Raw genomic sequence first — 26,478 nt, 5'->3', positions numbered from 1 at the left:
GACTGACGACCAGCACATGAGAACGGCCGCCCCCTTCCGGAAGGGGGCGGCCGTTCTCATGTGCTGGTCGTCAGTCGCTGCCGTGCCCGGCCATCACATCGGGCCGCGCACGGCAGCGGTCACGCTCACTGCGCGCCGGGACGCACCAGACCGCTCTCGTACGCGTACACCGCGGCCTGCACACGGTCCCGCAGCCCCAACTTCGTCAGGACATGGCCCACATGCGTCTTGACCGTGGTCTCGCTGACGAACAGATCGGCCGCGATCTCCGCGTTCGACAGCCCCCGGGCCACCAGCTTCAGAACCTCGACCTCACGCTCGGTCAGCGTGTGCAAGGTGTCCGGCACCGGCTCGTCCCCCGAGGGCAGATGCCCCGCGTACTTGTCGAGCAGCCGACGGGTGATACTCGGCGCCAGCATCGCCTCGCCCGCCGCCACCACCCGGATCGCCTGCACCAACTCGTTGGCCGGGGCGTCCTTCAGGAGGAAACCGCTGGCGCCGGCGCGCAGGGCCTCCACCACGTACTCGTCGAGGTCGAAGGTCGTCAGCACCAGCACCTTCGCCGGACCGTCCCGGCCCGGACCGGTGATCTGCCGGGTCGCCTCGACCCCGTCCATCCTCGGCATACGGATGTCCATCAGAACCACATCGGGCTGCAGGGCACGGACCTGATCGATCGCCTGGAGACCGTCACCGGCCTCGCCGACGACCGCGATGTCCTGCTCCGCCTCCAGAATCATCCGGAAGCCGGTGCGCAGCAGCGGCTGGTCGTCGACCAGTAGGACGCGGATGGCCACGTAAGTCTCCTTCGCTAGTCCGGCCCCATTCTGCCCTGCGGAGGTCACCCACCACGCCCGCGGGGCACGCCGACGGCCCCCGCGCTCAGACGCCGCCGGACCCGGGCGCCCGCACCGGCAGCGGATACGGCGGGGGAGTACCGCCGAATTCCGGACACACCGCCCGGTGATCGCACCAGCCGCACAGCTTCGTGGGCCGCGGACGCCAGTCACCGGTCTCCGTGGCGAGCCGGATCGCCTCCCACAACGAGTGCAACTTCCGCTCCACACGCTCCAGATCGGCCGGCACCGGGTCGTACGTGAGCACGTCACCGCTGCCCAGATAGACGAGCTGGAGACGGCGCGGGACGACCTGCTTCAGCCGCCACACCACCAGGGCGTAGAACTTCATCTGGAACAGCGCACCCTCCGCGTACTCCGGACGCGGGGCCTTGCCCGTCTTGTAGTCGACGATCCGCACCTCACCCGAGGGCGCCACGTCCACCCGGTCGATGATGCCCCGCAGCTTCAGACCCGAGTCGAGCTGCGCCTCCACGAACAGCTCGCGCTCCGCCGGCTCCAGACGGGTCGGGTCCTCCAGGGTGAACCAGCGCTCGACCAGCCGCTCCGCCTCACCGAGCCAGCGCGTCAGCTTCTCGCCCGCCGTCTGCTCGTCGGAGTCCGCGAACAACTCGGCCAGCTCGGGCTTCGCCTCCCGCAGCCGGTCCCACTGACCCGGGATCAGCGATTTGGCGCGCGGCGCGGTCCGCTCGGTGGCCGGGGCGTCGAAGAGCCGCTCCAGCACCGCGTGCACCAGCGTCCCGCGCGTCGCCGCCTCGCTCGGCTTCTCCGGCAGCTTGTCGATCACCCGGAAGCGGTAGAGCAAAGGACACTGCATGAAGTCCCCGGCCCGCGAGGGCGACAACGAGGTCGGCGCCGCGGGATCCCGGACACGACCGGCCGGCCCGCCCGACCCGGACCGCCCGCCCGATCCGGGCGTGGCGTCGGCGGCCCGCGCCTGCGCGGCCGGAGCCGATCCGTCGCCGCTCTCGTCCCCGGCCCCCGGCGGGGCGACCACGGCCCCGGCCGCAGGCTCGGCGGGCCGGGGCACCACGGCTCCGGCAGCTCCGGCAGCTCCGGCCGCTTCGGCAGGGGAGGCCGCGGGCGGCGCGGCCACGACGTCGGACGGCTGGACCACGTCGTCCGCCGGTACGGCTTCGGAGCCGTCCCGCGCGACGCCGTCGGTGCTGGTTTCCATGACGACAGACCTTACGGCTCGCCACTGACACCGCGACACACGGTGACCTGCGCGCCGAACGCCCGTCCGGGAAACGGAGGGGGTGCCGGGGCCGAACACGCCGCGACGGCCGCATACCATCGACCACAAGACCTCTCGCGTGCATGATCGCGAGCGGGATACGCGTCGAACGAGGGGACATCGTGGACGAGAGCGGCGGGAGCGGGCAGCCGCGTTCCGGCACTGACGAGGCGGACGAGATCCGCACGGGTCAGCCGCGACCCGGTGACCCGGCGACCACGACGGCCCGGCCGCCCTCCGACCAGCAGCCGCACGACGCCGGCACCCCGGCTGAATCAGCGGAGCCGACGGGACCGGCCCAACCCCGCCCCACCGACGGCCAGGACGGCGAAGAGCGGACGCCCGCACCGCACACCGACACGAGCCACCACCCCGCCCCGGCCCCCACGGACCCGCGAACCGAAAGCCACACGACCGAACAGCCGCACACCGCCCACAGGTCCGAGGCCCACACCCCTGCGCCGCCGGGCGGCAAGAAGGGCCCCGCCCCCAAGCGGCCCAAGGAACCCGGCGGCGGCCTCCTCATGGGACGCCCCTTCGGCGTACCCGTGTACGTCGCACCCAGCTGGTTCCTCGTCGCCGCACTCATCACCTGGGTCTTCGGCGGACAGCTCGACCGCGTCCTGCCCGAGCTGGGCATGGCCCGCTACCTCGTCTCCCTCTTCTTCGCGGTCGCCTTCTACGCCTCCGTACTCGTCCACGAACTGGCGCACACGGTCGCGGCCCTGCGCTTCGGGCTCCCCGTGCGCCGTATCCAGCTGCAGTTCTTCGGCGGCGTCTCCGAGATCGAGAAGGAATCCGAGACACCCGGCCGCGAGTTCGTCCTCGCCTTCGTCGGCCCGCTGCTCTCCCTCATCCTCGGCGGCGTCTTCTACCTCGCCCTCCAGACCGTCGAACCGGGCACCGTCCCCGGCGTCCTGCTGGGCGGCCTGATGATCTCCAACCTGATCGTCGCCGCGTTCAACCTGCTCCCCGGCCTGCCCCTCGACGGCGGCCGCATGCTCCGCGCCGTCGTCTGGAAGATCACCGGCAAACCCATGAGCGGCACGATCGCCGCCGCCTGGGTAGGCCGCGCCCTCGCCATCTCCGTACTCATCGGACTGCCCCTGCTCACGCACTCCGGCAGCCTCGGCACCGAAGCCCAGGACATCGGCGGCATGGACACCGTCATGGACGCCCTGCTCGCCGCGATCCTCGCCGGCATCATCTGGACCGGCGCCGGAAACAGCCTCCGCGTGGCCCGCCTGCGCGAACACCTGCCCGAGCTGAGAGCCCGCGCCCTCACCCGGCGCGCGGTCCCCGTCGAGACCCACACCCCGCTCTCCGAAGCACTGCGCCGCGCCAACGAGGCCGGCGCACGCGCCCTGGTCGTCGTGGACGCCGACGGCGACCCCCTCTCCCTTGTCCGCGAGGCCGCCATCGTGGGCGTACCGGAACACCGCCGCCCCTGGGTCGCCGTCAGCGGACTCGCCCAGGACCTCACCGACGGCATGCGCGTCTCCGCCGAACTGGCCGGAGAGGACCTCCTGGAAGTCCTCCGCGCCACCCCGGCCACCGAGTACCTCGTGGTCGAGGACTCCGGAGAGATCTACGGAGTCCTCTCAGCGGCGGACGTGGAGAAGGCCTTCGTGAAGGCCATGGCCCGCCCCAGCTGAGCGCCCGTAGGGGCGCGGGGAACTGCGCGCTCAGCCACGAAGCACCCGCAGCGAGCCACGCACCCGAGCACACCCGGACAGTGGTCGGACCCCGCCCCGGAGGCGGGTAGGCTGGCGCACATGTCCGAACCGACCGGTGCCGCCCGCAGACGCGGGCCCTTCAAGGTCGGGGACCAGGTACAGCTGACCGACCCCAAGGGCCGCCACTACACGTTCACGCTCGAAGCAGGGAAGAACTTCCACACCCACAAGGGTTCCTTCCCGCACGACGAGCTGATCGGCGCACCCGAGGGCAGCGTTGTCCGCACCACGGGGAACGTCGCCTATCTGGCGCTGCGCCCCCTGCTCCCCGACTTCGTCCTGTCCATGCCCCGCGGCGCCGCCGTGGTCTACCCCAAGGACGCGGGGCAGATCCTGGCCTTCGCCGACATCTTCCCCGGCGCACGCGTCGTGGAAGCCGGCGTGGGCTCCGGCTCCCTCAGCACCTTCCTGCTCCGCGCCGTGGGCGACCAGGGCATGCTGCACTCGTACGAGCGCCGCGAGGACTTCGCCGAGATCGCCCAGCAGAACGTGGAGCGCTACTTCGGCGGCCCCCACCCCGCCTGGCAGCTCACCGTCGGCGACCTCCAGGACAACCTCTCGGACACCGAGGTCGACCGCGTCGTCCTCGACATGCTCGCCCCCTGGGAGTGCCTGGAGGCCGTCTCCAAGGCGCTCGTCCCCGGCGGCATCGTCTGCTGCTACGTGGCGACCACCACCCAGCTCGCCCGGACCGTCGAGTCCATCCGCGAGATCGGCTGCTTCGCCGAGCCGAGCGCCTGGGAGTCGATGGTCCGCAACTGGCACATCGAGGGCCTGGCCGTCCGCCCCGACCACCGGATGATCGGCCACACCGGCTTCCTGCTCACCGCCCGCCGCCTCGCCGACGGCGTCGAGCCGCCCATGCGCCGCCGCCGCCCCTCCAAGGGCGCCTACGGCGACGACTACACCGGACCGAACGCCGACGGCGGAGCCGCCGGCCGCTGAAGCGGCCCTGTGCCGCCCACAACGCGCAAGCACCGTGGCCGAGTTCCCGAGGATCCCTCGGAACTCGGCCACAGCGCATTTCCCTTGACGTTCCGCCAGTACCGTCCACCCCACCGTTCCCTCGCGGTGTGACGTGTGGCACCATTCTGGCCACCCCACCGGCACAGCCCTCACAGGAGACACTCCTAGTGCAGCACCCCGCCGTCCCGGAACTGGCCCACACCCACACCCGCCCGATCCACTGGGTCGCCACGGCGGCAGCGCTCGCCGCGGTCGTCGCGGCCTCCGGATTCCTGCAGCCCGACGAGGCCACGGCCGCCCAGCACGGCATCGAGGCCAAGGGCGCCCCGGCCACAGCCACAGCCCCCGACCCCGCCCGCGCGGACTTCCCCCTGGACTGCGGCCCCGCGAAGGTACTCGTCCAGAAGAAGGCCTCCGGCGACCTCGACGGCGACGGCCTCCCCGAGACGGTCGCCGTCGTCCGCTGCGACGCCGGGTCCGGCACCCCGCCCAGCGGCGTCTACGTCCTCACCGCGTCCGAAGGCACCCCGAAGGCCAGAGTCGTCGCCACCCTCGTCGACCCGAAGGACCGACTCTCCGTCCAGGACTTCGCCCTGCGCGACGCCACCGTCACCGCCACCCTGCTCGGCTACTCCTCGCCCGACGTACCGAGTTGCTGCCCCGACGTGAACGAGAGCGCCGCATGGCAGTGGAAGAACGGCGCCTTCGTACGCTCGACACCGCCCGCGGCCCGCAGTATGTGAGACCACGGCACCGCAGCGGGTAAATCCGCGCATGTGAGAAAAAAGACAACCAGGAGGAACCGGGCACCCGCGTCACGCGAGGTGCCCGCACACTCACTCCGCGTCGGGCCCGTACACCTCGACACTGTCCGACACACGACGTACATGGATGCAGTCGCCAGGACACTCCTTCGCGGAGTCGGCGACATCACGCAGAAGCGTCAGCGGTACGGGCGTTGTCGCACCCGGGGTCTGCAGAAGCTCGTCACCCGGGCTCTTCACATAGGCCAGCCCGTCGATGTCCAGTTCGAACACCTCGGGCGCGTACTGGACACAGATCCCGTCGCCGGTGCACAGGTCCTGGTCGATCCAGACCTCAAGCGCCTCGCCGTCGACTCCGGCCTCCTGCTGCACGGTCATTTCTCCTGCCGTTTCCTGCGCAGAGCGGCCCGAAGACGGGGGAATCGCGCCAGCTCTGACGGGTGTTGAACACTTCGACCCTACCTCCGTCGGCTTCCCAATCATGTTGGGTGGGTATTCCACTGGCGTGAGGGAGAGCGCAAGGGTGAAGATCGGACACACCCCGACAGTCTTTTGATCTAGGGGTTTCAATCGACACCCACCCAGGTAGGGTCTGGAAGCGTCCAGCTCCCCTTGGAGGAGGTGAGGACCGTGGCAGCCCACGACGACGACATGAACCGCGGCATCCGCCCGGGACGAGGGTCCGACGACCCGTCCGGGCAGATTGCCTACCTTGAGCAGGAGATCGCCGTCCTGCGACGCAAGCTCGCCGACTCTCCGCGACACACGAGGATTCTCGAAGAGCGGATCGTCGAGCTGCAGACCAATCTGGCCGGCGTGTCCGCGCAGAACGAGCGGCTGGCCAACACCCTCCGAGAGGCCCGCGACCAGATCGTGGCACTCAAGGAGGAAGTCGACCGGCTCGCACAGCCGCCGGCCGGCTTCGGAGTCTTCCTCGCAGCGAACGAGGACGGCACCGCCGACATCTTCACCGGCGGCCGAAAACTCCGCGTGAACGTCAGCCCCAGCGTCGAACTCGAAGAGCTCCGACGCGGCCAGGAACTGATGCTCAACGAAGCTCTCAACGTGGTCGAGGCCATGGAATACGAGAGCGTCGGCGACATCGTCACCCTCAAGGAGATCCTTGAGGACGGCGAGCGCGCCCTCGTACAGGGCCACACCGACGAGGAACGGGTGGTCCGGCTCGCCGAACCACTCCTGGACGTAGTCATCCGTCCGGGCGACGCCCTCCTCCTCGAACCCCGCTCCGGCTACGTCTACGAAGTCGTGCCCAAGAGCGAGGTCGAAGAGCTCGTCCTCGAAGAGGTCCCCGACATCGGCTACGAGCAGATCGGCGGTCTGGGCGGCCAGATCGAAATGATCCGCGACGCCGTCGAGCTCCCCTACCTCTACCCCGACCTCTTCAAGGAGCACGAACTGCGCCCCCCCAAGGGCGTACTGCTCTACGGGCCCCCCGGATGCGGCAAGACACTCATCGCCAAGGCCGTCGCCAACTCACTGGCCAAAAAGGTCGCCGAAGTGACCGGCCAGGCCACCGGCAAGAGCTTCTTCCTCAACATCAAGGGCCCCGAACTCCTCAACAAGTACGTCGGCGAGACCGAGCGGCAGATCCGCCTCGTCTTCCAGCGCGCCCGTGAAAAGGCCAGCGAGGGCACCCCCGTCATCGTCTTCTTCGACGAGATGGAATCCCTCTTCCGCACCCGCGGATCAGGCGTCAGCTCGGACGTGGAGAACACCATCGTCCCCCAGCTGCTCGCCGAGATCGACGGCGTGGAAGGCCTGCAGAACGTCGTGGTCATCGGCGCCTCCAACCGTGAGGACATGATCGACCCCGCCATCCTGCGCCCCGGCCGCCTCGACGTGAAGATCAAGATCGAGCGTCCGGACGCCGAAGCGGCCAAGGACATCTTCGCCAAGTACCTCACCGAACGCCTCCCGCTGCACCCCGACGACGTCGGCGAGCACGGAGGCAGCAAGAGCACCACCGTCCAGAGCATGATCCAGACCGCCGTCGAGCACATGTACACCGAATCCGAGGAAAACCGCTTCCTCGAAGTCACGTACGCCAACGGCGACAAGGAAGTCCTCTACTTCAAGGACTTCAACTCCGGCGCCATGATCGAGAACATCGTCGGCCGCGCCAAGAAAATGGCGATCAAGGACTTCCTCGAACACACCCAGAAGGGCCTGCGGGTCTCCCACCTGCTCCAGGCCTGCGTGGACGAGTTCAAGGAGAACGAGGACCTGCCGAACACCACCAACCCGGACGACTGGGCCCGCATCTCCGGAAAGAAGGGCGAACGGATCGTTTACATCCGGACACTCATCACCGGAAAGCAGGGCGCGGACACCGGACGCTCCATCGACACGGTGGCGAACACCGGTCAGTACCTGTAAAAGACAGGGTGGCTGCGGGTGCCCTCACCGGGTACCCGCAGCCAACTGTTTTCCAGGGCACAGCTGGAGCTGAGCAATGACGCAAATGATCTCCCCACCAGCGCAAAGGCGCTCTAGGCTCTTCGGTACCGCCGAGTCGCGCAGTGCGGGGACGGGCACCGCACACGCACCGGAGCGCCAGCGGTACTTGAGCGGCGTCCCCGACCGAGGACGCCGCCGGGCAAGGAGGGCCGCATGACCGTACGGCGAGTAATGGGCATCGAGACGGAGTACGGGATCTCCGTCCCCGGCCACCCCAACGCCAATGCCATGCTCACCTCGTCCCAGATCGTCAACGCCTACGCGGCGGCGATGCACCGGGCCCGGCGGGCCCGCTGGGACTTCGAGGAGGAGAACCCGCTGCGGGACGCGCGGGGCTTCGACCTCGCCCGCGAAGCCGCCGACTCCAGTCAGCTCACCGACGAGGACATCGGCCTCGCCAACGTCATCCTCACCAACGGGGCACGGCTGTACGTCGACCACGCACACCCCGAATACAGCTCCCCCGAAGTGACCAACCCGCTGGACGCCGTCCTGTGGGACAAGGCCGGCGAACGCATCATGGCGGAAGCCGCCGAGCGCGCCGCCCAGCTCCCCGGCGCCCAGCCGATTCACCTCTACAAGAACAACACCGACAACAAAGGCGCCTCCTACGGCACGCACGAGAACTACCTGATGAAGCGGGAGACCCCCTTCTCGGACATCGTGCGCCACCTCACCCCGTTCTTCGTCTCACGCCAGGTCGTCACCGGAGCGGGCCGCGTCGGCATCGGTCAGGACGGACACGAACACGGTTTCCAGCTCAGCCAGCGCGCCGACTACTTCGAGGTCGAGGTGGGCCTCGAAACCACCCTCAAGCGCCCCATCATCAACACCCGTGACGAGCCGCACGCCGACGCCGAGAAATACCGCCGCCTGCACGTGATCATCGGCGACGCCAACCTCTCCGAGATCTCGACCTACCTCAAGCTCGGCACCACCGCCCTCGTCCTGTCCATGATCGAGGACGGCTTCATCGCCGTGGACCTCGCCGTCGACCAGCCGGTGCGCACCCTGCACCAGGTCTCGCACGACCCCACCCTCAAGCGCCTGATCACCCTCCGCAGCGGCCGGACCCTCACCGCGGTCCAGCTCCAGATGGAGTACTTCGAACTGGCCCGCAAGTACGTCGAGGAGCGCTACGGCGCCGACGCGGACGAGCAGACCAAGGACGTGCTGACCCGCTGGGAGGACGTCCTGGGCCGGCTGGAGACCAACCCGATGAGCCTGTCGGGCGAGCTGGACTGGGTGGCCAAGCGGGAGCTCATGGAGGGCTACCGGCGCCGCGACAACCTCGACTGGGACGCCGCCCGGCTGCACCTGGTCGACCTCCAGTACGCCGACGTACGGCCCGACAAGGGCCTCTACAACCGCCTGGTGGCCCGCGGCCGCATCAAGCGGCTGCTGGACGAGACGGGCGTCGAGCGGGCCGAGACGAAGCCGCCGGAGGACACCCGCGCGTACTTCCGCGGACGCTGCCTCGAACAGTACGCGGACGACGTCGCGGCGGCCTCCTGGGACTCGGTGATCTTCGATCTGCCGGGCCGGGACTCGCTCCAGCGCGTTCCAACCCTGGAGCCGCTTCGCGGAACGCGTAATCACGTGAAAGCGCTTCTCGACCGCTGTCGGACGGCAGAAGACCTGGTCAAGGTCCTGTCGGGCAACTGAAACGACCACCGGGCCGATCCGGCCCGACAGGGTGGAAAAGCCGCAGTCCGGGAATCATCGAGGTGGTTCCCGGACGTTGTGACAACTGTGGGGCCGATGTCGGACCCTGCTTGTAGGGTCTGATCAAGAACGTCGAAACCGAGCGGGGTGAGGGTTATGGCGACCAAGGACACCGGCGGCGGACAGCAGAAGGCGACGCGCGAGACCGAGCAGGTCGAGGAAGCGCCCGAAGCACAGGCATCGGAGGACCTCAAGGAACGCCAGGAGAAACTGAGCGACGATGTCGACTCGGTCCTGGACGAAATCGATGACGTGCTCGAAGAGAACGCAGAGGATTTCGTGAGGTCGTTCGTTCAAAAGGGCGGACAGTAATCACATAGGTGAACGCCGACATGAAGAAGTGCTCGGCGTGCCAGAAGGTGCTTCCGGTCAGCGCATTCGCGCGCAACAAGTCCCGGCCTGACGGTCTGCAGGCCAATTGCCGCGAGTGTGCTGCGGAGTACTACCGGGAACGCCAAGAAGCCAAGGGACGGACCGTGCGGGTCAAGGTGCCCGTCCCGCGTGGGCACAAGCGTTGCCCGCAGTGCGAAGAGGTCAAGTCCCACGCCGAATGGGAGCGCAACCAGACATCCTCGGACGGCTGGGCGAGCTACTGCCGACCGTGCCGTGCCGAGCGGAACCGAGTCAGCTACTTCCAGCGCAAGTACGGCCTCACGCCAGCGGAGTTGGACGCGATGATCGCGGAGCAGCAGGGAATCTGTTGCATCTGCCTTTCTGCCCCTGCCGGACATGTGGATCACGACCACGAGACGGGTAGGGTCCGAGGCGTACTGTGCTTCAGCTGCAATGCCGCACTGGGGCAGTTCAAGGATCGGCCCGACGTCATAAGGCGGGCTGCGACATACGTGGAAGGAAACGCGTGGAAGCCAACACTCGTAGCACCGGGCGTCTACCAGCTGCCTTCCTGACGCCCGGGTCGTCGTCCTTCATGGACTTCCTGTCCGACCATCAGCCGGAGATGCTCCCGGGCAAGCGGCAGTTGCCGCCCACGCAGGGAGTCATCGAGGCCCCGCACGGCACGACCATCGTCGCCGTCACCTTCGCCGGCGGTGTCGTCCTCGCCGGCGACCGGCGGGCCACGATGGGCAACGTCATCGCGCAGCGGGACATCGAGAAGGTGTTCCCGGCGGACGAGTACTCGGCCGTCGGTATCGCCGGTACGGCAGGCCTGGCCGTCGAGATGGTGAAGCTGTTCCAGCTCGAACTGGAGCACTTCGAGAAGGTGGAGGGCACGACGCTCTCCCTGGAGGGCAAGGCGAACCGCCTGTCCACGATGATCCGTTCGAACCTCGGCATGGCCATGCAGGGCCTCGCCGTGGTCCCGCTCTTCGCCGGCTTCGACGTCGACCGCGACAAGGGCCGCATCTTCTCCTACGACGTGACGGGCGGCCGCTCCGAGGAGCACGGCTTCGCGGCGACGGGCTCCGGCTCGCTCTTCGCGCGCGGTGCGATGAAGAAGCTGTTCCACAAGGACCTGACGGAGGAGCAGGCCACGACGCTCGTCGTGCAGGCGCTGTACGACGCGGCCGACGACGACTCGGCGACCGGTGGGCCCGATGTCGCCCGCCGGATCTACCCGATCGTCACCGTGATCACCGAGGACGGCTTCCGCCGGCTCACGGACGAGGAGTCCTCCGAGATCGCTCGCGCGATCATCGAGCGGCGTCTGGAGCAGCCCGACGGTCCGCGTGCCGCGCTGCTCTAGCAGCGGCCCGTTTTCCAGGTGATCCAGTGACTTCCACAGAAAGGGACGGATAGCCGGTGTCGACGCCGTTCTATGTATCACCCCAGCAGGCCATGGCCGACCGGGCGGAATACGCCCGCAAGGGCATCGCCCGTGGTCGCAGCCTCGTTGTGCTGCAGTTCGCCGACGGCATCGTGTTCGTCGGCGAGAACCCGTCCCGTGCGCTGCACAAGTTCAGCGAGATCTATGACCGGATCGGCTTCGCGGCCGCCGGTAAGTACAACGAGTACGAGAATCTGCGGATCGGCGGTGTGCGCTATGCCGATCTGCGGGGTTACACGTACGACCGTGACGACGTGACCGCCCGTGGTCTGGCCAACGTCTATGCCCAGACGCTGGGCACGATCTTCTCGTCCGCGGCGGAGAAGCCGTACGAGGTGGAGCTGGTGGTCGCCGAGGTGGGGGAGACCCCTGAGGGCGACCAGATCTACCGGCTGCCGCACGACGGTTCGATCGTGGACGAGCACGGGTCGGTGGCGGTCGGCGGGAACGCCGAGACGATCAGTACGTATCTGGATCAGCGGCACGAGGACGGGATGTCCTTGGCGGAGGCGCTGAAGCTGGCCGTTCAGGCGTTGTCGCGTGACACGAACGGCAGTGAGCGGGAGATTCCGGCGGAGCGGCTGGAAGTGGCTGTGCTGGACCGGACGCGGCCGCAGGCGCGGAAGTTCAAGCGGATCGTCGGGCGGCAGCTTGGGCGGTTGCTGGAGGAGGGTGGGGCTTCCACCGCTGCGGAGGCGGAGGATCCTGACGACGAGGAGTGACCTCCTCGGTCTCCTCGACCTTGATGGCTCATGCGTGCCCCTGGCCTCTCCGGCCGGGGGCACGTGGTGTTGTGCGGGCCGGTGGGGGCTGGTCGCGCCGTTCCCCGCGCCCCTTGCAAGCGACAGGATTGCGCCGTTCCCCGCGCCCCTGACAGACAAAAGAATGCGCCGTTCCCCGCGCCCCTGAGGGGCGGAAGGCTGCGTTGTTCGCCGCGCCCCTGACAGACAAAAGACTGCGCTGTTCCCCGCGCCCCTAGCAGCCGAGGACGCAAGATTGCGCTGTTCCCCGCGCCTCCATGGAACCGTGGTTCCTTACAGGGGCCCCGGTCGTGCCGTGGAGCCTCGTACGACCAAGGTGACCGGGATGTCGCCCGGGGTGGGGACGCGGGACTCCAGGACCGCCAGGAGTGCTTGCATGCCGCGTTCTCCGAAGAGTTCGGCGTCGAGGCGGACGGTGGTCAGTTCGGGGTCGAGGGCGGTGGCGAGGGCCAGGTCGTCGAGGCCGGTGACGGAGAGGTCGTCGGGGATGCGCAGGCCGAGGCGGCGGGCGGCCTTGTAGGCGCCGGCGGCGAGTTTGTCGTCGTCGCAGACGAGGGCCGTGGGGCGGGGGCCGGGGGCGGAGAGGGCGGTTTCCGCGGCGGCCCGGGCCTCGTCGATGGAGATCGGGGCGGCGGCCGTGCGCAGCTCGGTGCCGGGGACGTCGGCGAGGCGTGCGGCGAGTTCGCGGGCGCGAATGTCGAAGGTCCAGGACGGGATGTCGGCCGCGAGGTGCAGGAAGCGGCGGTGGCCCAGGGCCAGGAGGTGTTCCGCGACCTGGCGGACGCCGTCGCGGATGTCGAGGTTGACGGTCGCCGCGCCGGTGCTGCCGGCGGGGTCGCTGTCGAGCATGACGAGGGGGAGCTGGTCGCCGCGGATGGCGGTGAGGGCGTCGGCGGCCATGGAGGAGGCGATGACGCCGTCGAGGGCGGCCTGTGCGGAGGCGAAGGGGTCGCGGGCCGGTCCGATGCCTTCGGGGGAGGGGTAGAGCAGTACGCCGAATCCGTGGTCGGCGGCGACGCGGGCCGCGCCGGTGTACACGCCTGCGAAGAACTCCGTGGTGAGGGCGGGTACCACCAGGAGGACGGTACGGGTGCTGCCGAGGCGGAGGTTGCGGGCGGCGAGGTTGGGGCGGTAGCCGAGTTCGCGGGCGGCTTCGCGTACGCGTTCGGCGGTGCGTACGGAGACACGTCCGCGCCATTTGTCGCCGAGCACGAGGGAGACGGCCGCCTGGGACACTCCCGCGGCCTGGGCGACGTCACGGCTCGTGGGGCGGGGGCTGCCTGCTGCCACCGTCGACCTGTCTTTCTGCGGGACTCGCGGACCTGGACTCGCGGACAGCGCACATGGTACGTATGACGAGCGACGTTATACGTAAAACCTCCGGCGTTCGCCACGGCACGGACAGGGCGGCCGGACAAGACGGCCGGACAGGACAGAGGGGCGGGGCATGGCCGCGGGCTATCTGGAGATCCTCCGGACGAGACACGCCGCACGGCTGCTCGCGGGCACGCTGGTGGGCCGGCTGCCGAACGCGGCGGGAGCCATCGCGGTCGTGCTCTTCGTGCGTGCCGAGGGCGGCAGCTACAGCCTGGCGGGGGCGCTCACCGCGGTCTACGGAGTGTCCAACGCCGTGGGGCAGCCGCTGCTGGGTCGTCTGGTGGATCTGCACGGGCAGCCGCGGGTCCAGTTGCCCGCCGCGCTCGTCTCCGCCCTGGGGGTGACCGTGTTCGCCCTCACGGGCCTGCAGTCGCTGCCACTCGCGTACGTGCTCATGGTGGTCGCGGGTTTCTTCACGCCGCCGCTTGAGGGCGGTCTGCGGGCGCTGTGGCCGTCGGTCCTGCGCAAGGAGGGGCAGGTGCACACGGCGTACGCGATGGACGCCGTGGCGCAGGAAGTGATGTTCACCGTCGGGCCGTTGCTGGTGACCCTGTGCGTGTCGCTGTGGTCCGCGCAGGCTGCGTTGGTCGTCATCAACGTCATCGGTGTCCTGGGTGCCCTCTCCGTAGTGGTGTCGGGGCCCTCGCGCGCGTGGCGCTCGGCGCCGCGGGAGGCGCACTGGCTCGGTGCGTTGCGCTCGCGCGGGCTCATCGCGCTGCTGGGCGCGTTCCTTTTTGTGGGTATGGCGCTGGGTTCCATCACGGTGGCGGGTGTGTCGTACGCGGACGACCACGGGGGTGACGCGACGTACGGCTGGCTGATGGCGGCGCTCGGACTCGGTGCGCTCGTCGGGGGCACGGTCTACGGGGCGCGGCAGTGGGGCGGTGCGCCGGAGCGGCGACTGCGGGTGCTGGTGGCGCTTCTGGCGCTGTGTTATCTGCCGCTGATGCTCATGCCGGGCGCGGTGGCGATGACGGGTCTTGTGGCGCTGGCGGGTGTGTTCCTGGCGCCGTGCATCGCCTGTGCGTTCATCATCGTCGACCGGCATGCTCCGAGGGGCACGGTCACCGAGGCGTTCTCGTGGCTGGTGACGACGTTCACCGTGGGTGCGTCGGTCGGGACGGGTCTCGCGGGGCCGGTCGTCGAGTGGGGCGGAGCGGTGCGTGGCTTCGCCGTGCCGGGGGTGGCGGGGGGTGCCGCGCTGCTGGTTCTGCTGGCCACGCAGCGGGTCCTCGCAGCTACGGGCGGCGGTGCGGTGGTGGAGGGAAGTTCGGAAATGATCGAAACGTAGGAGCCGAACCCCGTTTCAGCACAGTCCATCAGGCGTAATGTTCAGTCATGGACCGCCGCATTTTCGGGCTGGAGAACGAGTACGGCGTCACGTGTACGTTCAGGGGACAGCGGCGCCTGTCTCCCGACGAGGTGGCGCGGTACCTCTTCCGCCGTGTCGTGTCATGGGGCCGCAGCAGCAATGTCTTTCTGCGAAACGGTGCCCGCCTCTATCTAGACGTGGGATCACATCCGGAATATGCCACTCCCGAATGTGACAACCTGACGGAACTCGTCACCCACGACAAGGCCGGCGAACGCATTCTGGAAGGACTCCTGGTAGACGCGGAACGACGCCTGCACGAGGAAGGAATCGCGGGCGACGTCTACCTCTTCAAGAACAACACCGACTCGGCGGGCAACTCCTACGGCTGCCACGAGAACTATCTGGTGGCCCGTCACGGGGAGTTCTCCCGGCTCGCGGACATTCTCATTCCCTTCCTCGTCACGAGGCAGCTCCTCTGCGGTGCCGGAAAGGTGCTGCAGACCCCGCGGGGCGCGGTGTACTGCGTCAGTCAGCGGGCGGAGCACATCTGGGAGGGCGTCTCCTCGGCGACGACCCGTTCCCGGCCGATCATCAACACCAGGGACGAACCGCACGCGGACGCCGAGCGCTACCGCAGGCTGCACGTCATCGTCGGTGACTCGAACATGTCCGAGACGACCATGCTCCTCAAGGTCGGTGCCACCGATCTCGTGCTGCGCATGATCGAGGCGGGCACGGTGATGCGTGACCTGACCCTGGAGAACCCGATCCGGGCGATCCGCGAGGTCAGCCATGACATCACGGGCCGCCGCAAGGTGCGCCTGGCCAGTGGCCGGGAGGCATCCGCGCTGGAGGTGCAGCGCGAGTACTACGAGAAGGCCGTGGACTTCGTGGAGCGCCGCGGTATCCGTACGGGCGTGGTGGACCAGGTTCTGGAGCTGTGGGGCCGCACGCTGGATTCGATCGAGTCGGAGGACCTCGACCGGATCGGTACCGAGATCGACTGGGTGATGAAGTACAAGCTCATCGAGCGGTATCGCGCCAAGCACAACATGACGATGTCGAATCCGCGCGTCGCCCAGATAGACCTCGCCTACCACGACATCCACCGTCGCCGGGGTCTCTACTATCTGCTTGAGAAGCGGGGTCAGGCCGCGAGGATCTGCAACGACTTGAAGATCTTCGAGGGCAAGTCCGTTCCGCCGCAGACCACTCGGGCCCGGTTGCGGGGTGACTTCATCCGGCGTGCGCAGGAGCAGCGCCGTGATTTCACCGTCGACTGGGTGCATCTGAAGCTCAACGACCAGGCGCAGCGCACGGTGTTGTGCAAGGACCCGTTCCGGTCCGTCGACGATCGCGTGGAGAAGCTGATCGCCGGCATGTAGGAGTTCGTCGGTATGGCAGGGGTCCTGTGCGCCGTGGGTGTGCGGGACCCCTGCTATGTCCTCCTGTTATGTCCTCCGTTACGTCCTCTGTATGTCTCGGTCGGTACGGTCGGTTCCGCCTGCCCCGGCCCGGTGGTGTGAGGGCCTAGAGTGGCCGGACCCCATTCGAGCGACCTGAGGATCGATGTGCGACGCCGACTTGCTGCTCTCCTGATCGTGCCTGCCCTGGCGCTGACCGCGTCCGCCTGCGGAAGTGACGACGACAAGGGCGACAAGGACAAGGCCGATCCGTCGGCGTCGTCCTCCGCGTCCAACGCCGCGGCGCCGAAGCCGGTGGACTCGGCGTCGCCGATGCCCGCGGTGAAGGGTGCCTTCGGTAAGAAGGCGACGATCGAGGTGCCCAAGGGAGACCCGACCGACAAGTTCGTCGTGCACACGGTCTCCGAGGGTGACGGCTCGGTGGTGAAGAAGGACGACCTGGTGTCGATGAACTTCACCGGGAAGGTCTGGAAGAGCGGCAAGGACCTCGGTTCCTCGTACCAGGAGGGCGGGGCGCCGCAGTTGATCACGGCGGGTTCCGAGACGGTCATTCCGGCGTTCTCGCAGGCGCTGGTGGGTCAGAAGGAGGGCAGCCGCGTCCTGGTCGTGGCGCCGCCGGCCGCCGGTTTCGGCAGCCAGGGCAACCAGCAGGCCGGGGTCACGGGCACCGACACCCTGGTGTTCGCGTTGGACGTGGGCGATGTCGTCCCGAACAAGGTCGAGGGCAAGCAGGCCGCGATCCCGTCGGACCTGCCGCAGATCAAGGCAGACGACGAGGCGCCCGCCACGATCTCGGTGCCGAAGAACGACCCGCCGGCCAAGCTCGTCGACAAGGTCCTCATCGCGGGCAAGGGCGCCGAGGTGAAGAGCGGCCAGTCGGTCACCATGCAGTACAGCGGTGCCGCGTGGAAGCTGAACGAGGGCAAGGCGAAGGCCACGCTCTTCGACTCGTCGTGGAAGACCGGTCAGCCCTTCAGTACCGCCATCGGTCAGGGTCAGGTCATCGCGGGCTGGGACAAGGGGCTGGTCGGCAAGCACGTCGGGGACCGGGTCCTGCTGGTGATTCCGCCGGCGCAGGCGTACGGCGACGAGGCCAAGGGCGAGGAGCTGCCGGCCAAGTCCACCCTGGTGTTCGTGGTCGACATCCTGGCCGCGAGCTGAGGATGGCAGACTGTCCGGGTTGTCCCACCGAGAACGAGCAGGAGCACTGACGTGAGCATCGATAAGCCCGAGATCGACTTCCCGGGCGGCGAGCCCCCCAAGGACCTCGAAGTCAAGGACATCTGGGAGGGTGACGGCCCGGTGGCCAAGGCGGGCGACACCGTCTCGGTCCACTACGTCGGTGTGGCCTTCTCCACCGGCGAGGAGTTCGACGCGTCGTGGAACCGCGGTACGCCGCTGCAGTTCAAGCTGGGCGTCGGTCAGGTCATCGCGGGCTGGGACCAGGGCGTGCAGGGTATGAAGGTCGGCGGCCGCCGCCAGCTGGTCATCCCCTCGCACCTGGCGTACGGCGACCGCGGCGCCGGTGCCCGTATCGCCCCCGGTGAGACGCTGATCTTCGTCTGCGACCTCGTAGGGGTCTGACGCTCCGATTTTCATAGGTCGTATTTCATAGGTCGTGTGATCGTTTTCCGACTGGATTCGATCACTTGGGGTCCATGCCTGTCCGGGCATGGGCCCTCGGCTTTTGCCACGACACCCCGGGGCGGTACGGTCATCGGTCGGAAGCACCATAGGAAGGGCGTCGATGGCCATTGCCAAGGCAGAGCGGCTGATGAACCTGGCGCTGTGTCTGCTCGGGACGCGGCGACCGCTCAGCAAGCGCGAACTCCGCGAGTCCATCGAGGCCTATCTGGAGGCCGGCTCGGACGACTCCTTCAACCGGATGTTCGAGCGGGACAAGGACGATCTGCGCGAACTCGGCCTGGTCATCGAGACGGTGGAGAACCTCGACGGCGAGGTCGGCTATCTGGCCCGCCGCGACAGCAACCGGCTGCCGCCCATCACGCTGGACGCCGAGGAGGCAGCCGCCCTCGGGCTGGCCGCCAAGGTCTGGCAGCAGGCCCGGCTCGCGGGCGCGGCGAGCGGCGCCCTGCAGAAGCTGCGCGCCGCGGGGCTGCCCGAGGGCGTCGACCCGTACGAGCCCCATGGGGCGCTGGAGCCGCGCATCCCCGTGCACGAGGCAGCCTTCGAGCCGCTGATGCTGGCCTGCCGCGACCGGCGTCCCGTCACCTTCGACTACCGCAAGGCGACCGCGGCCCGCCCCGAGCCCCGCCATGTGGAGCCCTGGGCCCTGGAGTGCTGGCGCGGCCACTGGTACCTGGCCGGCTGGGACCGCGGCCGGCAGGCCGAGCGTGTCTTCCGGCTGTCCCGGATCACCGGCAAGGTCCGTACCCGCAGTGGCAAGTACACGGCCGAGGTGCCCGACGTCGTCACCGTGCGGGAGACCGTCGCGGGCTGGGCCGGGGACATCACCGACCGCTCCGCGCTGATCCGGCTGCGGACGGGCTCGGGATACCCGCTGCGCGCCAAGGCGGCGTCCGTGCGGGAACTCGGTGACGGGTGGGACGAGTTGGAGGTTCCGTACGGGCACGGTCTGGACGCCTGGCTGGTGGAGTTCGGGCCCGACGTGGTGGTCCTGGAGCCGGCCGAGCTGCGGGCCGACGTCGTGGACCGGCTGCGCGCTGTGGCCAAGGGCTGAGGGGGACGTAGGAAAGTGGCAGGAAAACCGGCCAGGCCCACGAACGCGATCGACCAGACGCGGCGGATGCTGTCCCTGGTGACGTATCTGCGCGAGCGTCCGGGTGCGCGGATCGAGGACGTGGCGCGGGCCTTCGGGATCACCGAGGACGAGCTGATCTCCGACCTCGACGTGCTGCCGCTGTGCGGGACCAGTTTCCGCGGCGGCGACCTGCTCGACATCGACACCGACGGCGACCGGATCTGGTGGCACAACCCGGACGACGTCGCCGAGCCGCTGCGGATCGCCGCCGACGAGGCGACCGCGCTCCTGGTGGCGGCGCGGGCCGTGTCGACCCTGCCGGGCCTGCGCGAGGGCGACCGGCAGGCACTGCTGCGGGCCACCGCGAAGGTGGAGGCCGCCTCCGGCGAGGCGGCGAGCGCCAGCTCCCGGCTGTCGGTCACCTTCGAGGCCGAGGGCGGGGTCTTCGCCGACGTCGACCGGGCGATCTCGGAGCGGCGCAGGCTGTGGATCCGCTACTACTCGCCCTCGCGGGACGAGCTGAGCGAGCGCGAGATCGACCCGATCCGCCTGGTCAGCGTCGGGCACACATACGTGGAGGCCTGGTGCCGCCGCTCGGAGGCCCGGCGTACGTTCCGGCTGGACCGGGTTGCCGAGATCAAGATCCTCGACGAGCCGTCCGCGCCGCCCGAGATCGAACTGCGGGACCTCTCGGAGGGGCTGGTGCAGCCGGCCGCCGAGGATCCCGAGGTGGTCGTCGAGGTCGGCCCCGGCGGACGCTGGGTCGCCGAGTACTACCCCCACGACAGCGCCGAGGAGCTGCCGGACGGCGGGCTGCGCATCACGCTGCGCACCCCGGACCCGGCATCCCTGCGCCGGCTGGCGCTGCGGCTCGGACGTGACGGCCGGATCGTCTCACCGCCGGAGGTCGCCGACAGCGCCCGCCGGGCGGCGCGTGAGGCGCTCGCGGCCTACGACGGACCACTGGACGCGTACGACGCCGGGAGCGGGCCGCAGGCCCTCCCTGAGGCGTCTCGCGACGGTGTCACGGATGCTCCCTCCGGTGGTGACGGGGGAGTGCGGAGCCCGCGGGGCGGGCCGCACGGAGTTCATGACGGGCTGTACGGCAGGCAGGAGCAAGGGCTGTGAGCGGGTCGGCAATGTCTGGTACGAGTGAGATGTCCGTGGCGTCCGCGTTCTCCGGGATGACGAGGGTGGACCCCGTGGTGTTCAAGGCCGCCTGCCCGGAGTGCCGGGGCGGCTTCGAGCTCGCCGCGAGCGCCCTGCGCCTGGTCGTCGGCGCCACACATCGGACCACTTTCTACTCCTTCACCTGCCCCCAGTGCCGCACGGCGGTGCGTAAACCGGCCGGGGAGCGCATCGTCGAGCTGCTCACCGGGGGAGGGGTGCGGGCCCTGCGTCTGCAGGGGGCGGTCCGGGGGGCTTAGGGTCGAGCCATGTTCTGGCCGATGTTCGCGATCGCTGTGGGTTTCCTGGGAATCGCCGTGCTCGGCGTGCTCGCCGTCCGTGTCTTCCTGGAGGCGGAGCGCCTGGGCAGGCAGGTCGACGAATCCGCACGCCGGATCAGCCGCGCGGCCGAGGATCTGGAGCACGCGTCCGTCGGAGTGGCCCGTTCCGCGGACGCCCTCTGAGCCGTCCTGTGCCGGGGCTTTGAGTCACTCTGACCTGTCAACTTCGCAGGGTCGGCAGGTACGCTGCAGGTCGCGGACCGGAAAGTGAGGCGCCGACCGCGAACTGGGAGTACGCACAGGGATTGCCTCGCGTTCACCCCTGAGCGTTACGATCGCTGCCAGCGCGACCCTCGGACAGACGTCCGACCGGTCGGGCAGCAACCCAACCACGCCGCCTCGGTGAGAAGGTAAAAGCTTATGTTCGGAAGGCTCGGCGCTCCCGAGATCATTCTCATCCTCGTCGTCGTCATCCTGCTGTTCGGCGCGAAGAAGCTTCCCGACATGGCCCGCTCCCTGGGCAAGTCCGCCCGCATCCTCAAGAGCGAGGCCAAGGCGATGAAGAGCGAGGGCAAGGACGACGCCGCCGCTCCGGCCGCGCCCCCGCAGGACGATCAGCAGCCCCACCGCACCATCCAGGCCGCGCCCGGCGACGTGACCAGTTCCCGCCCGGTCACCGAGCCCACGGACACGACCAAGCGCTGACCTAGGGGGCCGGTGACCGCCGGCCTGCCGCACGAGATGGGAACGTGGGTTGCTGAAGTCCGCCCGCAAGAAGGAAGAGAAGGATCCCGAGGGGCGGATGCCCCTCGCGGAACACCTTCGCGAGCTCCGCAACCGGCTCGCGAAGGCGATGCTGGCCATCGTCCTCGTGACGATCGTCGCCGCCTTCTTCTACAACGACATCATCAACTTCTTCACGGAGCCGATCCTCAAAGAGGTCGGCTGCGACAAGACCTTCCAGCAGCTGGCGAAGTCGTCGTCCGACGACCCCTGCGCGCAGATCACGATCAACGGTCTGCTGACGCCCTTCACGCTGGCCCTGAAGGTGTCGCTGATGGCCGGTGTCGTGCTGGCCTCGCCGGTCTGGCTGTACCAGCTCTGGGCGTTCGTCGCGCCGGGCCTGCACCGCAGTGAGAAGAAGTACGCGTACGCGTTCGTCGCGTCGGGTGTCCCGCTCTTCCTCGGCGGCGCCTTCTTCGCCTACAAGGTGCTTCCCACCACCGCCAAGGTCCTGATCGAGTTCACGCCCTTCGGCGTCGACAACCTGCTGCCGCTGGACGACCTGCTCGACCTCGTGACCCGCATGGTCGTCGTCTTCGGTCTCTCCTTCGAGCTCCCGCTGCTCCTGGTGATGCTCAACATGACCGGCGTGATCACCGGCAGGCGCATGGCCGGCTGGTGGCGCGGCATGATCATGGGCATCACCGTCTTCGCCGCCGTCGCCACGCCCAGCACGGACCCGCTGACGATGCTGGCGCTCGCCGGACCCATCTGGATCCTGTACTTCGCGGCCACCGCCTTCTCCTTGCTGAACGACCGCCGCAGGGCCCGTCGCGAGGCCGAGGGCCCCGACGACGACGAGGCCTCCGAACTCGACCTCACCCCCGAGGACATCGGCGAGATCGAACCCGTGACGGCCAACCGCGCGCTGCCCGCGCAGCCGGACGGCGAGCGGGAGCGGATCAACGGTTACGACGACGTGACCTGACGACGGGACCCGACCTCGGCACCGGCCTTGTAGGGTCCGGGCCGTGACCAGCGAGATCACCCTCTTCGTCAATCCCACCGCGGGACGCGGCCGGGGCGCCCGCGCGGCGCAGCCGGCCGCTTCGGCTCTGCGGGCCGCGGGCTTCTCCGTACGCACGGTTCTCGGTGAGAACGCCCGGGACGCCCTCACGCGCGCGCGTGCCGCCGTGGCGGCCGGTACGGGCGCCCTGGTGGCCGTCGGGGGCGACGGCATGGCGGGCCTCGCCCTGCAGGCCGTCGCGGGGACCGACACGCCGCTCGGGCTGGTCGCCGTCGGCACCGGGAACGACTTCGCGCGGGCGCTGGGACTGCCCGTACGGGACCCGGCGGCCGCGGGGCGCACGGTCGCCGAGGCGCTCAAGGGGGCCCGGCTGCGGGACGTCGACCTCGGGCGGGTGGACGGCACCTGGTTCGGCACGGTCCTCGCCTCCGGCTTCGACTCGCGGGTCAACGACCGCGGCAACCGCATGCGGTGGCCCGGCGGCCGGTTCAGGTACGACCTCGCGATGCTCGCCGAACTCGCCGCCTTCAAGCCCTTCCCGTACCGGATCACGCTGGACGACGGCGAGGTACGGGAGACCGAGGCGACGCTGGTGGCCGTCGGCAACGGCTCCTCCTACGGAGGCGGCATGCGCATATGCGCGGACGCGGACCTCACCGACGGGCTCTTCGACATCACCGTGGTGGGCGCGTGCAGCCGCACCTCGCTGCTCCGGGTCTTCCCGCAGGTCTACAAGGGCACCCACCTGAACCACCCCATGGTCACCACACACCGCGCCGCGAAGATCGAACTGGCCGCGGAGGCCGTCACGGCCTACGCGGACGGCGAACCGGTGGGGCCGCTGCCGCTTGTCGCGGAGTGCGTGCGAGGGGCTGTGCGGGTCGCCGGCCCCTGAGTGGCCTTGCCCTCCCGGCGACGGGGCCGCCTGCGCCGTTCCCCGCACCCCTCGGAGGCGGTGGGCGGACACACCGGGTGGAAAGCGGTGAGTCGGATCCGGGTGTTCCGATCGGATAATGATCGTCCTGTTGTCAGTGGTGGCCGGTAGTCTCGAAAGCACGATGACAGACGACCTCTCACCGGCCGAGCGGTACGCGGCAGCACGGAAGCGCGCTGTCGAGCAGGCCACCGCGCTCGCGGGCTTCCGCGAGATGTACGACTTCGGCCTCGACCCCTTCCAGATCGAGGCCTGCAAAGCTCTTGAAGGGGGCAAAGGAGTCCTGGTGGCCGCGCCCACCGGCTCGGGCAAGACGATCGTGGGCGAGTTCGCCGTCCATCTCGCCCTCCAGCAGGGCAAGAAGTGCTTCTACACGACACCCATCAAGGCCCTGTCGAACCAGAAGTACGCGGACCTGTCCCGCCGTTACGGCGCGGACAAGGTGGGCCTGCTCACCGGCGACAACAGCGTCAACAGCGACGCGCCGGTGGTCGTGATGACCACCGAGGTGCTGCGCAACATGCTGTACGCGGGCTCGCAGACCCTTCTGGGCCTCGGGTACGTCGTCATGGACGAGGTGCACTACCTCTCGGACCGCTTCCGCGGCGCCGTCTGGGAGGAAGTGATCATCCACCTTCCCGAGTCGGTCACGCTGGTGTCGCTGTCGGCGACCGTGTCGAACGCGGAGGAGTTCGGGGACTGGCTCGACACCGTGCGCGGCGACACCGAGGTGATCGTCTCCGAGCACCGGCCCGTCCCGCTGTTCCAGCACGTGCTCGGCGGCCGGCGGATGTACGACCTCTTCGAGGAGGGCGAGGGCCACAAGAAGGCCGTCAACCCCGACCTCACGCGTATGGCGCGCATGGAGGCCAGCCGTCCGTCGTACCAGGACCGCAAGCGCGGCCGCGCGATGCGCGACGCCGACCGGGAGCGTGAGCGCAGGCAGCGGTCCCGGGTGTGGACGCCGGGCCGGCCCGAGGTCATCGAGCGGCTCGACTCCGAGGGGCTGCTGCCCGCCATCACGTTCATCTTCAGCCGCGCGGCCTGCGAGGCGGCCGTCCAGCAGTGCCTGTACGCGGGCCTGCGGCTGAACGACGAGGACGCCCGGGAACGGGTGCGCGCCCTCGTGGAGGAGCGCACGGCGTCCATCCCGGACGAGGACCTGCACGTCCTGGGCTACTACGAATGGCTGGAAGGCCTGGAGCGCGGCATCGCGGCCCACCACGCGGGCATGCTGCCGACGTTCAAGGAAGTCGTCGAGGAACTGTTCGTACGCGGCCTGGTGAAGGCCGTGTTCGCCACCGAGACCCTCGCGCTGGGCATCAACATGCCCGCCCGTTCGGTGGTCCTGGAAAAGCTCGTCAAGTGGAACGGCGAGCAGCACGCGGACATCACCCCCGGTGAGTACACCCAGCTCACGGGCCGGGCCGGCCGCCGCGGCATCGATGTCGAGGGCCACGCCGTGGTGCTGTGGCAGCGGGGGATGAACCCCGACCATCTCGCGGGACTCGCCGGCACGCGCACGTATCCGCTGCGCTCCAGCTTCAAGCCGTCGTACAACATGGCGGTCAACCTCGTCGAGCAGTTCGGGCGGCACCGTTCGCGCGAGCTCCTTGAGACGTCCTTCGCGCAGTTCCAGGCCGACAAGTCGGTCGTCGGGATCTCCCGCCAGGTGCAGCGCAACGAGGAGGGACTTGAGGGCTACAAGGAGTCGATGACCTGCCACCTCGGGGACTTCGACGAGTACGCGCGACTGCGGCGCGAGCTGAAGGACCGGGAGACCGAGCTGGCCAAGCAGGGCGCCTCCCAGCGGCGCGCCGAGGCGGCCGTCGCGCTGGAGAAGCTCAAGCCGGGCGACATCATCCACGTGCCCACCGGCAAGTTCGCGGGGCTCGCGCTGGTCCTCGACCCGGGGCTGCCCGCGGGCCGGTCCAACGGCCACCGGGGCTTCGAGCAGCACGACGGGCCCCGCCCGCTGGTGCTCACCGCCGAGCGGCAGGTCAAGCGGCTCGCGTCGATGGACTTCCCGGTGCCCGTGGAGGCCCTGGAGCGGATGCGCATCCCGAAGTCGTTCAACGCGCGCTCACCGCAGTCGCGCCGCGACCTGGCCTCCGCGCTGCGGACCAAGGCCGGGCACATCGTGCCCGACCGGCACCGCAAGAAGCGCGCCGAGGCCGCCGACGACCGCGAGATCGGCCGGCTGCGGACCGCCATCCGGGCCCACCCCTGCCACGGGTGCAGCGACCGCGAGGACCACGCCCGCTGGGCCGAGCGCTACCACCGGCTGCGGCGCGACACCGCGCAGCTGGAGCAGCGCATCGAGGGCCGGACGAACACCATCGCCCGCACCTTCGACCGCATCGTCGCCCTGCTCACCGAGATGGACTACCTGCGCAACGACGAGGTCACCGAACACGGCAAGCGGCTCGCCCGGTTGTACGGCGAGATGGACCTGCTCTCCAGCGAATGCCTGCGCGAGGGCGTGTGGGAGGGCCTGGGACCGGCCGAACTGGCCGCGTGCGTCTCGGCGCTGGTGTACGAGTCCCGGGTCGGCGACGACGCCATGGCGCCCAAACTGCCGTCCGGCAGGGCGAAGGCCGCACTGGGCGAGATGGTCCGCATCTGGGGCCGTCTCGACGCGCTGGAGGAGGACTTCCGCATCACCCAGACCGAGGGTGTGGGCCAGCGCGAGCCCGACCTGGGCTTCGCCTGGGCGGCGCACGAGTGGGCGTCGGGCAAGGGCCTCGACGAGGTGCTGCGCGAGGCGGAGATGCCCGCCGGCGACTTCGTACGCTGGTGCAAACAGGTCATCGACGTGCTCGGGCAGATCTCGGCGGCGGCACCGACGTCGTCCGCCGCGAGTTCGACGGTGGCGAAGAACGCCCGTAAGGCGGTCGACCAACTACTGCGCGGAGTGGTGGCGTACTCGTCGGTGGGCTGACACGCCCCGGGCGCTGAGACATTGAGACGCTGAGACTGCGAAAGCCCCCATCACCCCTTCTGATGAGGGGTTTTCGCATGCCCGTGCGCCGTCACGCTGGGTGTTCGTGTGGATGCGTGGCGTGTAAATGGGGCTGAGCGTACTCCTGTTGCGAGGGCGATTTCAGGTGGTTGCTGAATATGACACAGCGATGATCCGGTCGGACTAAGCTCGCCCGCAGCGCACCGAGTTGAGATGAATTCGTGCGCTTGTTCCCC

General features: G+C 69.2%; 24 protein-coding genes and 1 pseudogene. 21 read left to right on the top strand and 4 right to left on the bottom strand.

Annotation, left to right across the window (positions count from 1 at the left end; translation table 11 throughout):
• Window positions 1-125 precede the first annotated feature (125 nt).
• Entirely contained in the window at window positions 126-797 is a 672-nt protein-coding gene (locus tag C6Y14_RS29415; RefSeq protein WP_107019862.1) for a response regulator, read from the bottom strand.
• Window positions 798-882: 85 nt separating this feature from the next.
• The gene (locus C6Y14_RS29410; RefSeq protein WP_225891341.1) at window positions 883-2,034 is read right to left on the bottom strand and encodes a RecB family exonuclease; all 1,152 of its coding nucleotides are present in this window, start codon (window positions 2,032-2,034) and stop codon (window positions 883-885) included.
• Window positions 2,035-2,216: 182 nt separating this feature from the next.
• On the opposite strand from C6Y14_RS29410, the gene C6Y14_RS29405 reads away from it, so the two are divergent.
• The 3 genes from C6Y14_RS29405 to C6Y14_RS29395 all read left to right on the top strand — a co-directional run bounded on the left by C6Y14_RS29405 (window position 2,217) and on the right by C6Y14_RS29395 (window position 5,539).
• The gene (locus C6Y14_RS29405) at window positions 2,217-3,749 is read left to right on the top strand and encodes a site-2 protease family protein (protein WP_107019892.1); all 1,533 of its coding nucleotides are present in this window, start codon (window positions 2,217-2,219) and stop codon (window positions 3,747-3,749) included.
• Window positions 3,750-3,869: 120 nt separating this feature from the next.
• Window positions 3,870-4,775 carry a tRNA (adenine-N1)-methyltransferase gene (locus tag C6Y14_RS29400; RefSeq protein ID WP_107019861.1) on the top strand — a complete coding sequence of 302 codons (906 nt, stop codon included), beginning with the start codon at window positions 3,870-3,872 and terminating at the stop codon, window positions 4,773-4,775.
• A gap of 188 nt (window positions 4,776-4,963) precedes the next feature.
• Window positions 4,964-5,539, top strand: coding sequence for a hypothetical protein (locus C6Y14_RS29395; protein ID WP_107019860.1), 576 nt, complete (start codon window positions 4,964-4,966; stop codon window positions 5,537-5,539).
• 93 nt (window positions 5,540-5,632) lie between these two features.
• Here C6Y14_RS29395 and C6Y14_RS29390 read toward each other — a convergent pair whose 3' ends face one another.
• On the bottom strand, window positions 5,633-5,938 hold the full coding sequence (locus C6Y14_RS29390; RefSeq protein ID WP_107019859.1) for a ferredoxin: 306 nt from the start codon (window positions 5,936-5,938) through the stop codon (window positions 5,633-5,635).
• Between the two features lie 252 nt (window positions 5,939-6,190).
• Between C6Y14_RS29390 and arc the strand changes: the two genes are divergently transcribed.
• From arc to prcA, 6 genes are all read left to right on the top strand, one after another.
• Window positions 6,191-7,957: a proteasome ATPase gene (gene arc / locus C6Y14_RS29380; protein ID WP_107019858.1), complete on the top strand. Its 1,767-nt coding sequence runs from the start codon at window positions 6,191-6,193 to the stop codon at window positions 7,955-7,957.
• Window positions 7,958-8,191: 234 nt separating this feature from the next.
• On the top strand, window positions 8,192-9,703 hold the full coding sequence (gene dop / locus C6Y14_RS29375; RefSeq protein ID WP_107019857.1) for a depupylase/deamidase Dop: 1,512 nt from the start codon (window positions 8,192-8,194) through the stop codon (window positions 9,701-9,703).
• 156 nt (window positions 9,704-9,859) lie between these two features.
• Window positions 9,860-10,075, top strand: a complete 216-nt coding sequence (locus C6Y14_RS29370) for a ubiquitin-like protein Pup (protein WP_107019856.1) — start codon at window positions 9,860-9,862, stop codon at window positions 10,073-10,075.
• Between the two features lie 20 nt (window positions 10,076-10,095).
• A complete protein-coding gene (locus C6Y14_RS29365; RefSeq protein ID WP_107019855.1) occupies window positions 10,096-10,671 on the top strand; it encodes an endonuclease VII domain-containing protein in 576 nt (191 codons plus the stop codon).
• Window positions 10,623-11,468, top strand: coding sequence for a proteasome subunit beta (gene prcB / locus C6Y14_RS29360; protein WP_107019854.1), 846 nt, complete (start codon window positions 10,623-10,625; stop codon window positions 11,466-11,468). The genes C6Y14_RS29365 and prcB overlap by 49 nt, the downstream gene beginning before the upstream one ends.
• 56 nt (window positions 11,469-11,524) lie before the next feature.
• Window positions 11,525-12,271 carry a proteasome subunit alpha gene (prcA, locus tag C6Y14_RS29355; protein WP_107019853.1) on the top strand — a complete coding sequence of 249 codons (747 nt, stop codon included), beginning with the start codon at window positions 11,525-11,527 and terminating at the stop codon, window positions 12,269-12,271.
• Between the two features lie 312 nt (window positions 12,272-12,583).
• Here prcA and C6Y14_RS29350 read toward each other — a convergent pair whose 3' ends face one another.
• The gene (locus C6Y14_RS29350) at window positions 12,584-13,600 is read right to left on the bottom strand and encodes a LacI family DNA-binding transcriptional regulator (RefSeq protein WP_107019852.1); all 1,017 of its coding nucleotides are present in this window, start codon (window positions 13,598-13,600) and stop codon (window positions 12,584-12,586) included.
• 157 nt (window positions 13,601-13,757) lie between these two features.
• Between C6Y14_RS29350 and C6Y14_RS29345 the strand changes: the two are divergent.
• The 12 genes and pseudogenes from C6Y14_RS29345 (at window position 13,758) to C6Y14_RS29290 (ending at window position 26,221) form a co-directional block, all read left to right on the top strand.
• Window positions 13,758-15,016, top strand: a pseudogene (locus tag C6Y14_RS29345) (MFS transporter).
• 9 nt (window positions 15,017-15,025) lie between these two features.
• Window positions 15,026-16,387, top strand: a complete 1,362-nt coding sequence (gene pafA / locus C6Y14_RS29340) for a Pup--protein ligase (protein WP_055518986.1) — start codon at window positions 15,026-15,028, stop codon at window positions 16,385-16,387.
• Between the two features lie 186 nt (window positions 16,388-16,573).
• Entirely contained in the window at window positions 16,574-17,587 is a 1,014-nt protein-coding gene (locus C6Y14_RS29335; RefSeq protein WP_107019851.1) for an FKBP-type peptidyl-prolyl cis-trans isomerase, read from the top strand.
• 51 nt (window positions 17,588-17,638) lie between these two features.
• Window positions 17,639-18,010 (top strand): FKBP-type peptidyl-prolyl cis-trans isomerase, encoded by a 372-nt coding sequence (locus C6Y14_RS29330; RefSeq protein WP_107019850.1) that lies wholly within the window; start codon window positions 17,639-17,641, stop codon window positions 18,008-18,010.
• 163 nt (window positions 18,011-18,173) lie between these two features.
• Window positions 18,174-19,127: a helix-turn-helix transcriptional regulator gene (locus C6Y14_RS29325; RefSeq protein ID WP_107019849.1), complete on the top strand. Its 954-nt coding sequence runs from the start codon at window positions 18,174-18,176 to the stop codon at window positions 19,125-19,127.
• A gap of 15 nt (window positions 19,128-19,142) precedes the next feature.
• Window positions 19,143-20,276 (top strand): helix-turn-helix transcriptional regulator, encoded by a 1,134-nt coding sequence (locus C6Y14_RS29320; protein ID WP_107019848.1) that lies wholly within the window; start codon window positions 19,143-19,145, stop codon window positions 20,274-20,276.
• A gap of 11 nt (window positions 20,277-20,287) precedes the next feature.
• Window positions 20,288-20,575 (top strand): hypothetical protein, encoded by a 288-nt coding sequence (locus tag C6Y14_RS29315; protein WP_107019891.1) that lies wholly within the window; start codon window positions 20,288-20,290, stop codon window positions 20,573-20,575.
• A 9-nt stretch (window positions 20,576-20,584) separates the two neighbouring features.
• A complete protein-coding gene (locus tag C6Y14_RS29310) occupies window positions 20,585-20,779 on the top strand; it encodes a hypothetical protein (protein WP_107019847.1) in 195 nt (64 codons plus the stop codon).
• A 237-nt stretch (window positions 20,780-21,016) separates the two neighbouring features.
• Window positions 21,017-21,301 (top strand): Sec-independent protein translocase subunit TatA, encoded by a 285-nt coding sequence (tatA, locus tag C6Y14_RS29305; RefSeq protein WP_107019846.1) that lies wholly within the window; start codon window positions 21,017-21,019, stop codon window positions 21,299-21,301.
• Between the two features lie 49 nt (window positions 21,302-21,350).
• Window positions 21,351-22,307: a twin-arginine translocase subunit TatC gene (tatC, locus tag C6Y14_RS29300; protein ID WP_107019845.1), complete on the top strand. Its 957-nt coding sequence runs from the start codon at window positions 21,351-21,353 to the stop codon at window positions 22,305-22,307.
• Window positions 22,308-22,350: 43 nt separating this feature from the next.
• Entirely contained in the window at window positions 22,351-23,241 is an 891-nt protein-coding gene (locus C6Y14_RS29295) for a diacylglycerol kinase (protein ID WP_107019844.1), read from the top strand.
• Between the two features lie 118 nt (window positions 23,242-23,359).
• A complete protein-coding gene (locus C6Y14_RS29290; protein WP_107019843.1) occupies window positions 23,360-26,221 on the top strand; it encodes a DEAD/DEAH box helicase in 2,862 nt (953 codons plus the stop codon).
• Window positions 26,222-26,478: the final 257 nt, after the last annotated feature.

The organism is Streptomyces dioscori (genome assembly GCF_003024195.1).
In the GTDB taxonomy this organism is placed as follows: domain Bacteria; phylum Actinomycetota; class Actinomycetes; order Streptomycetales; family Streptomycetaceae; genus Streptomyces; species Streptomyces dioscori.
The sequence above is the reverse complement of the archived record's forward strand: the minus strand, read 5'-3'. Positions and strand labels throughout refer to the sequence as shown.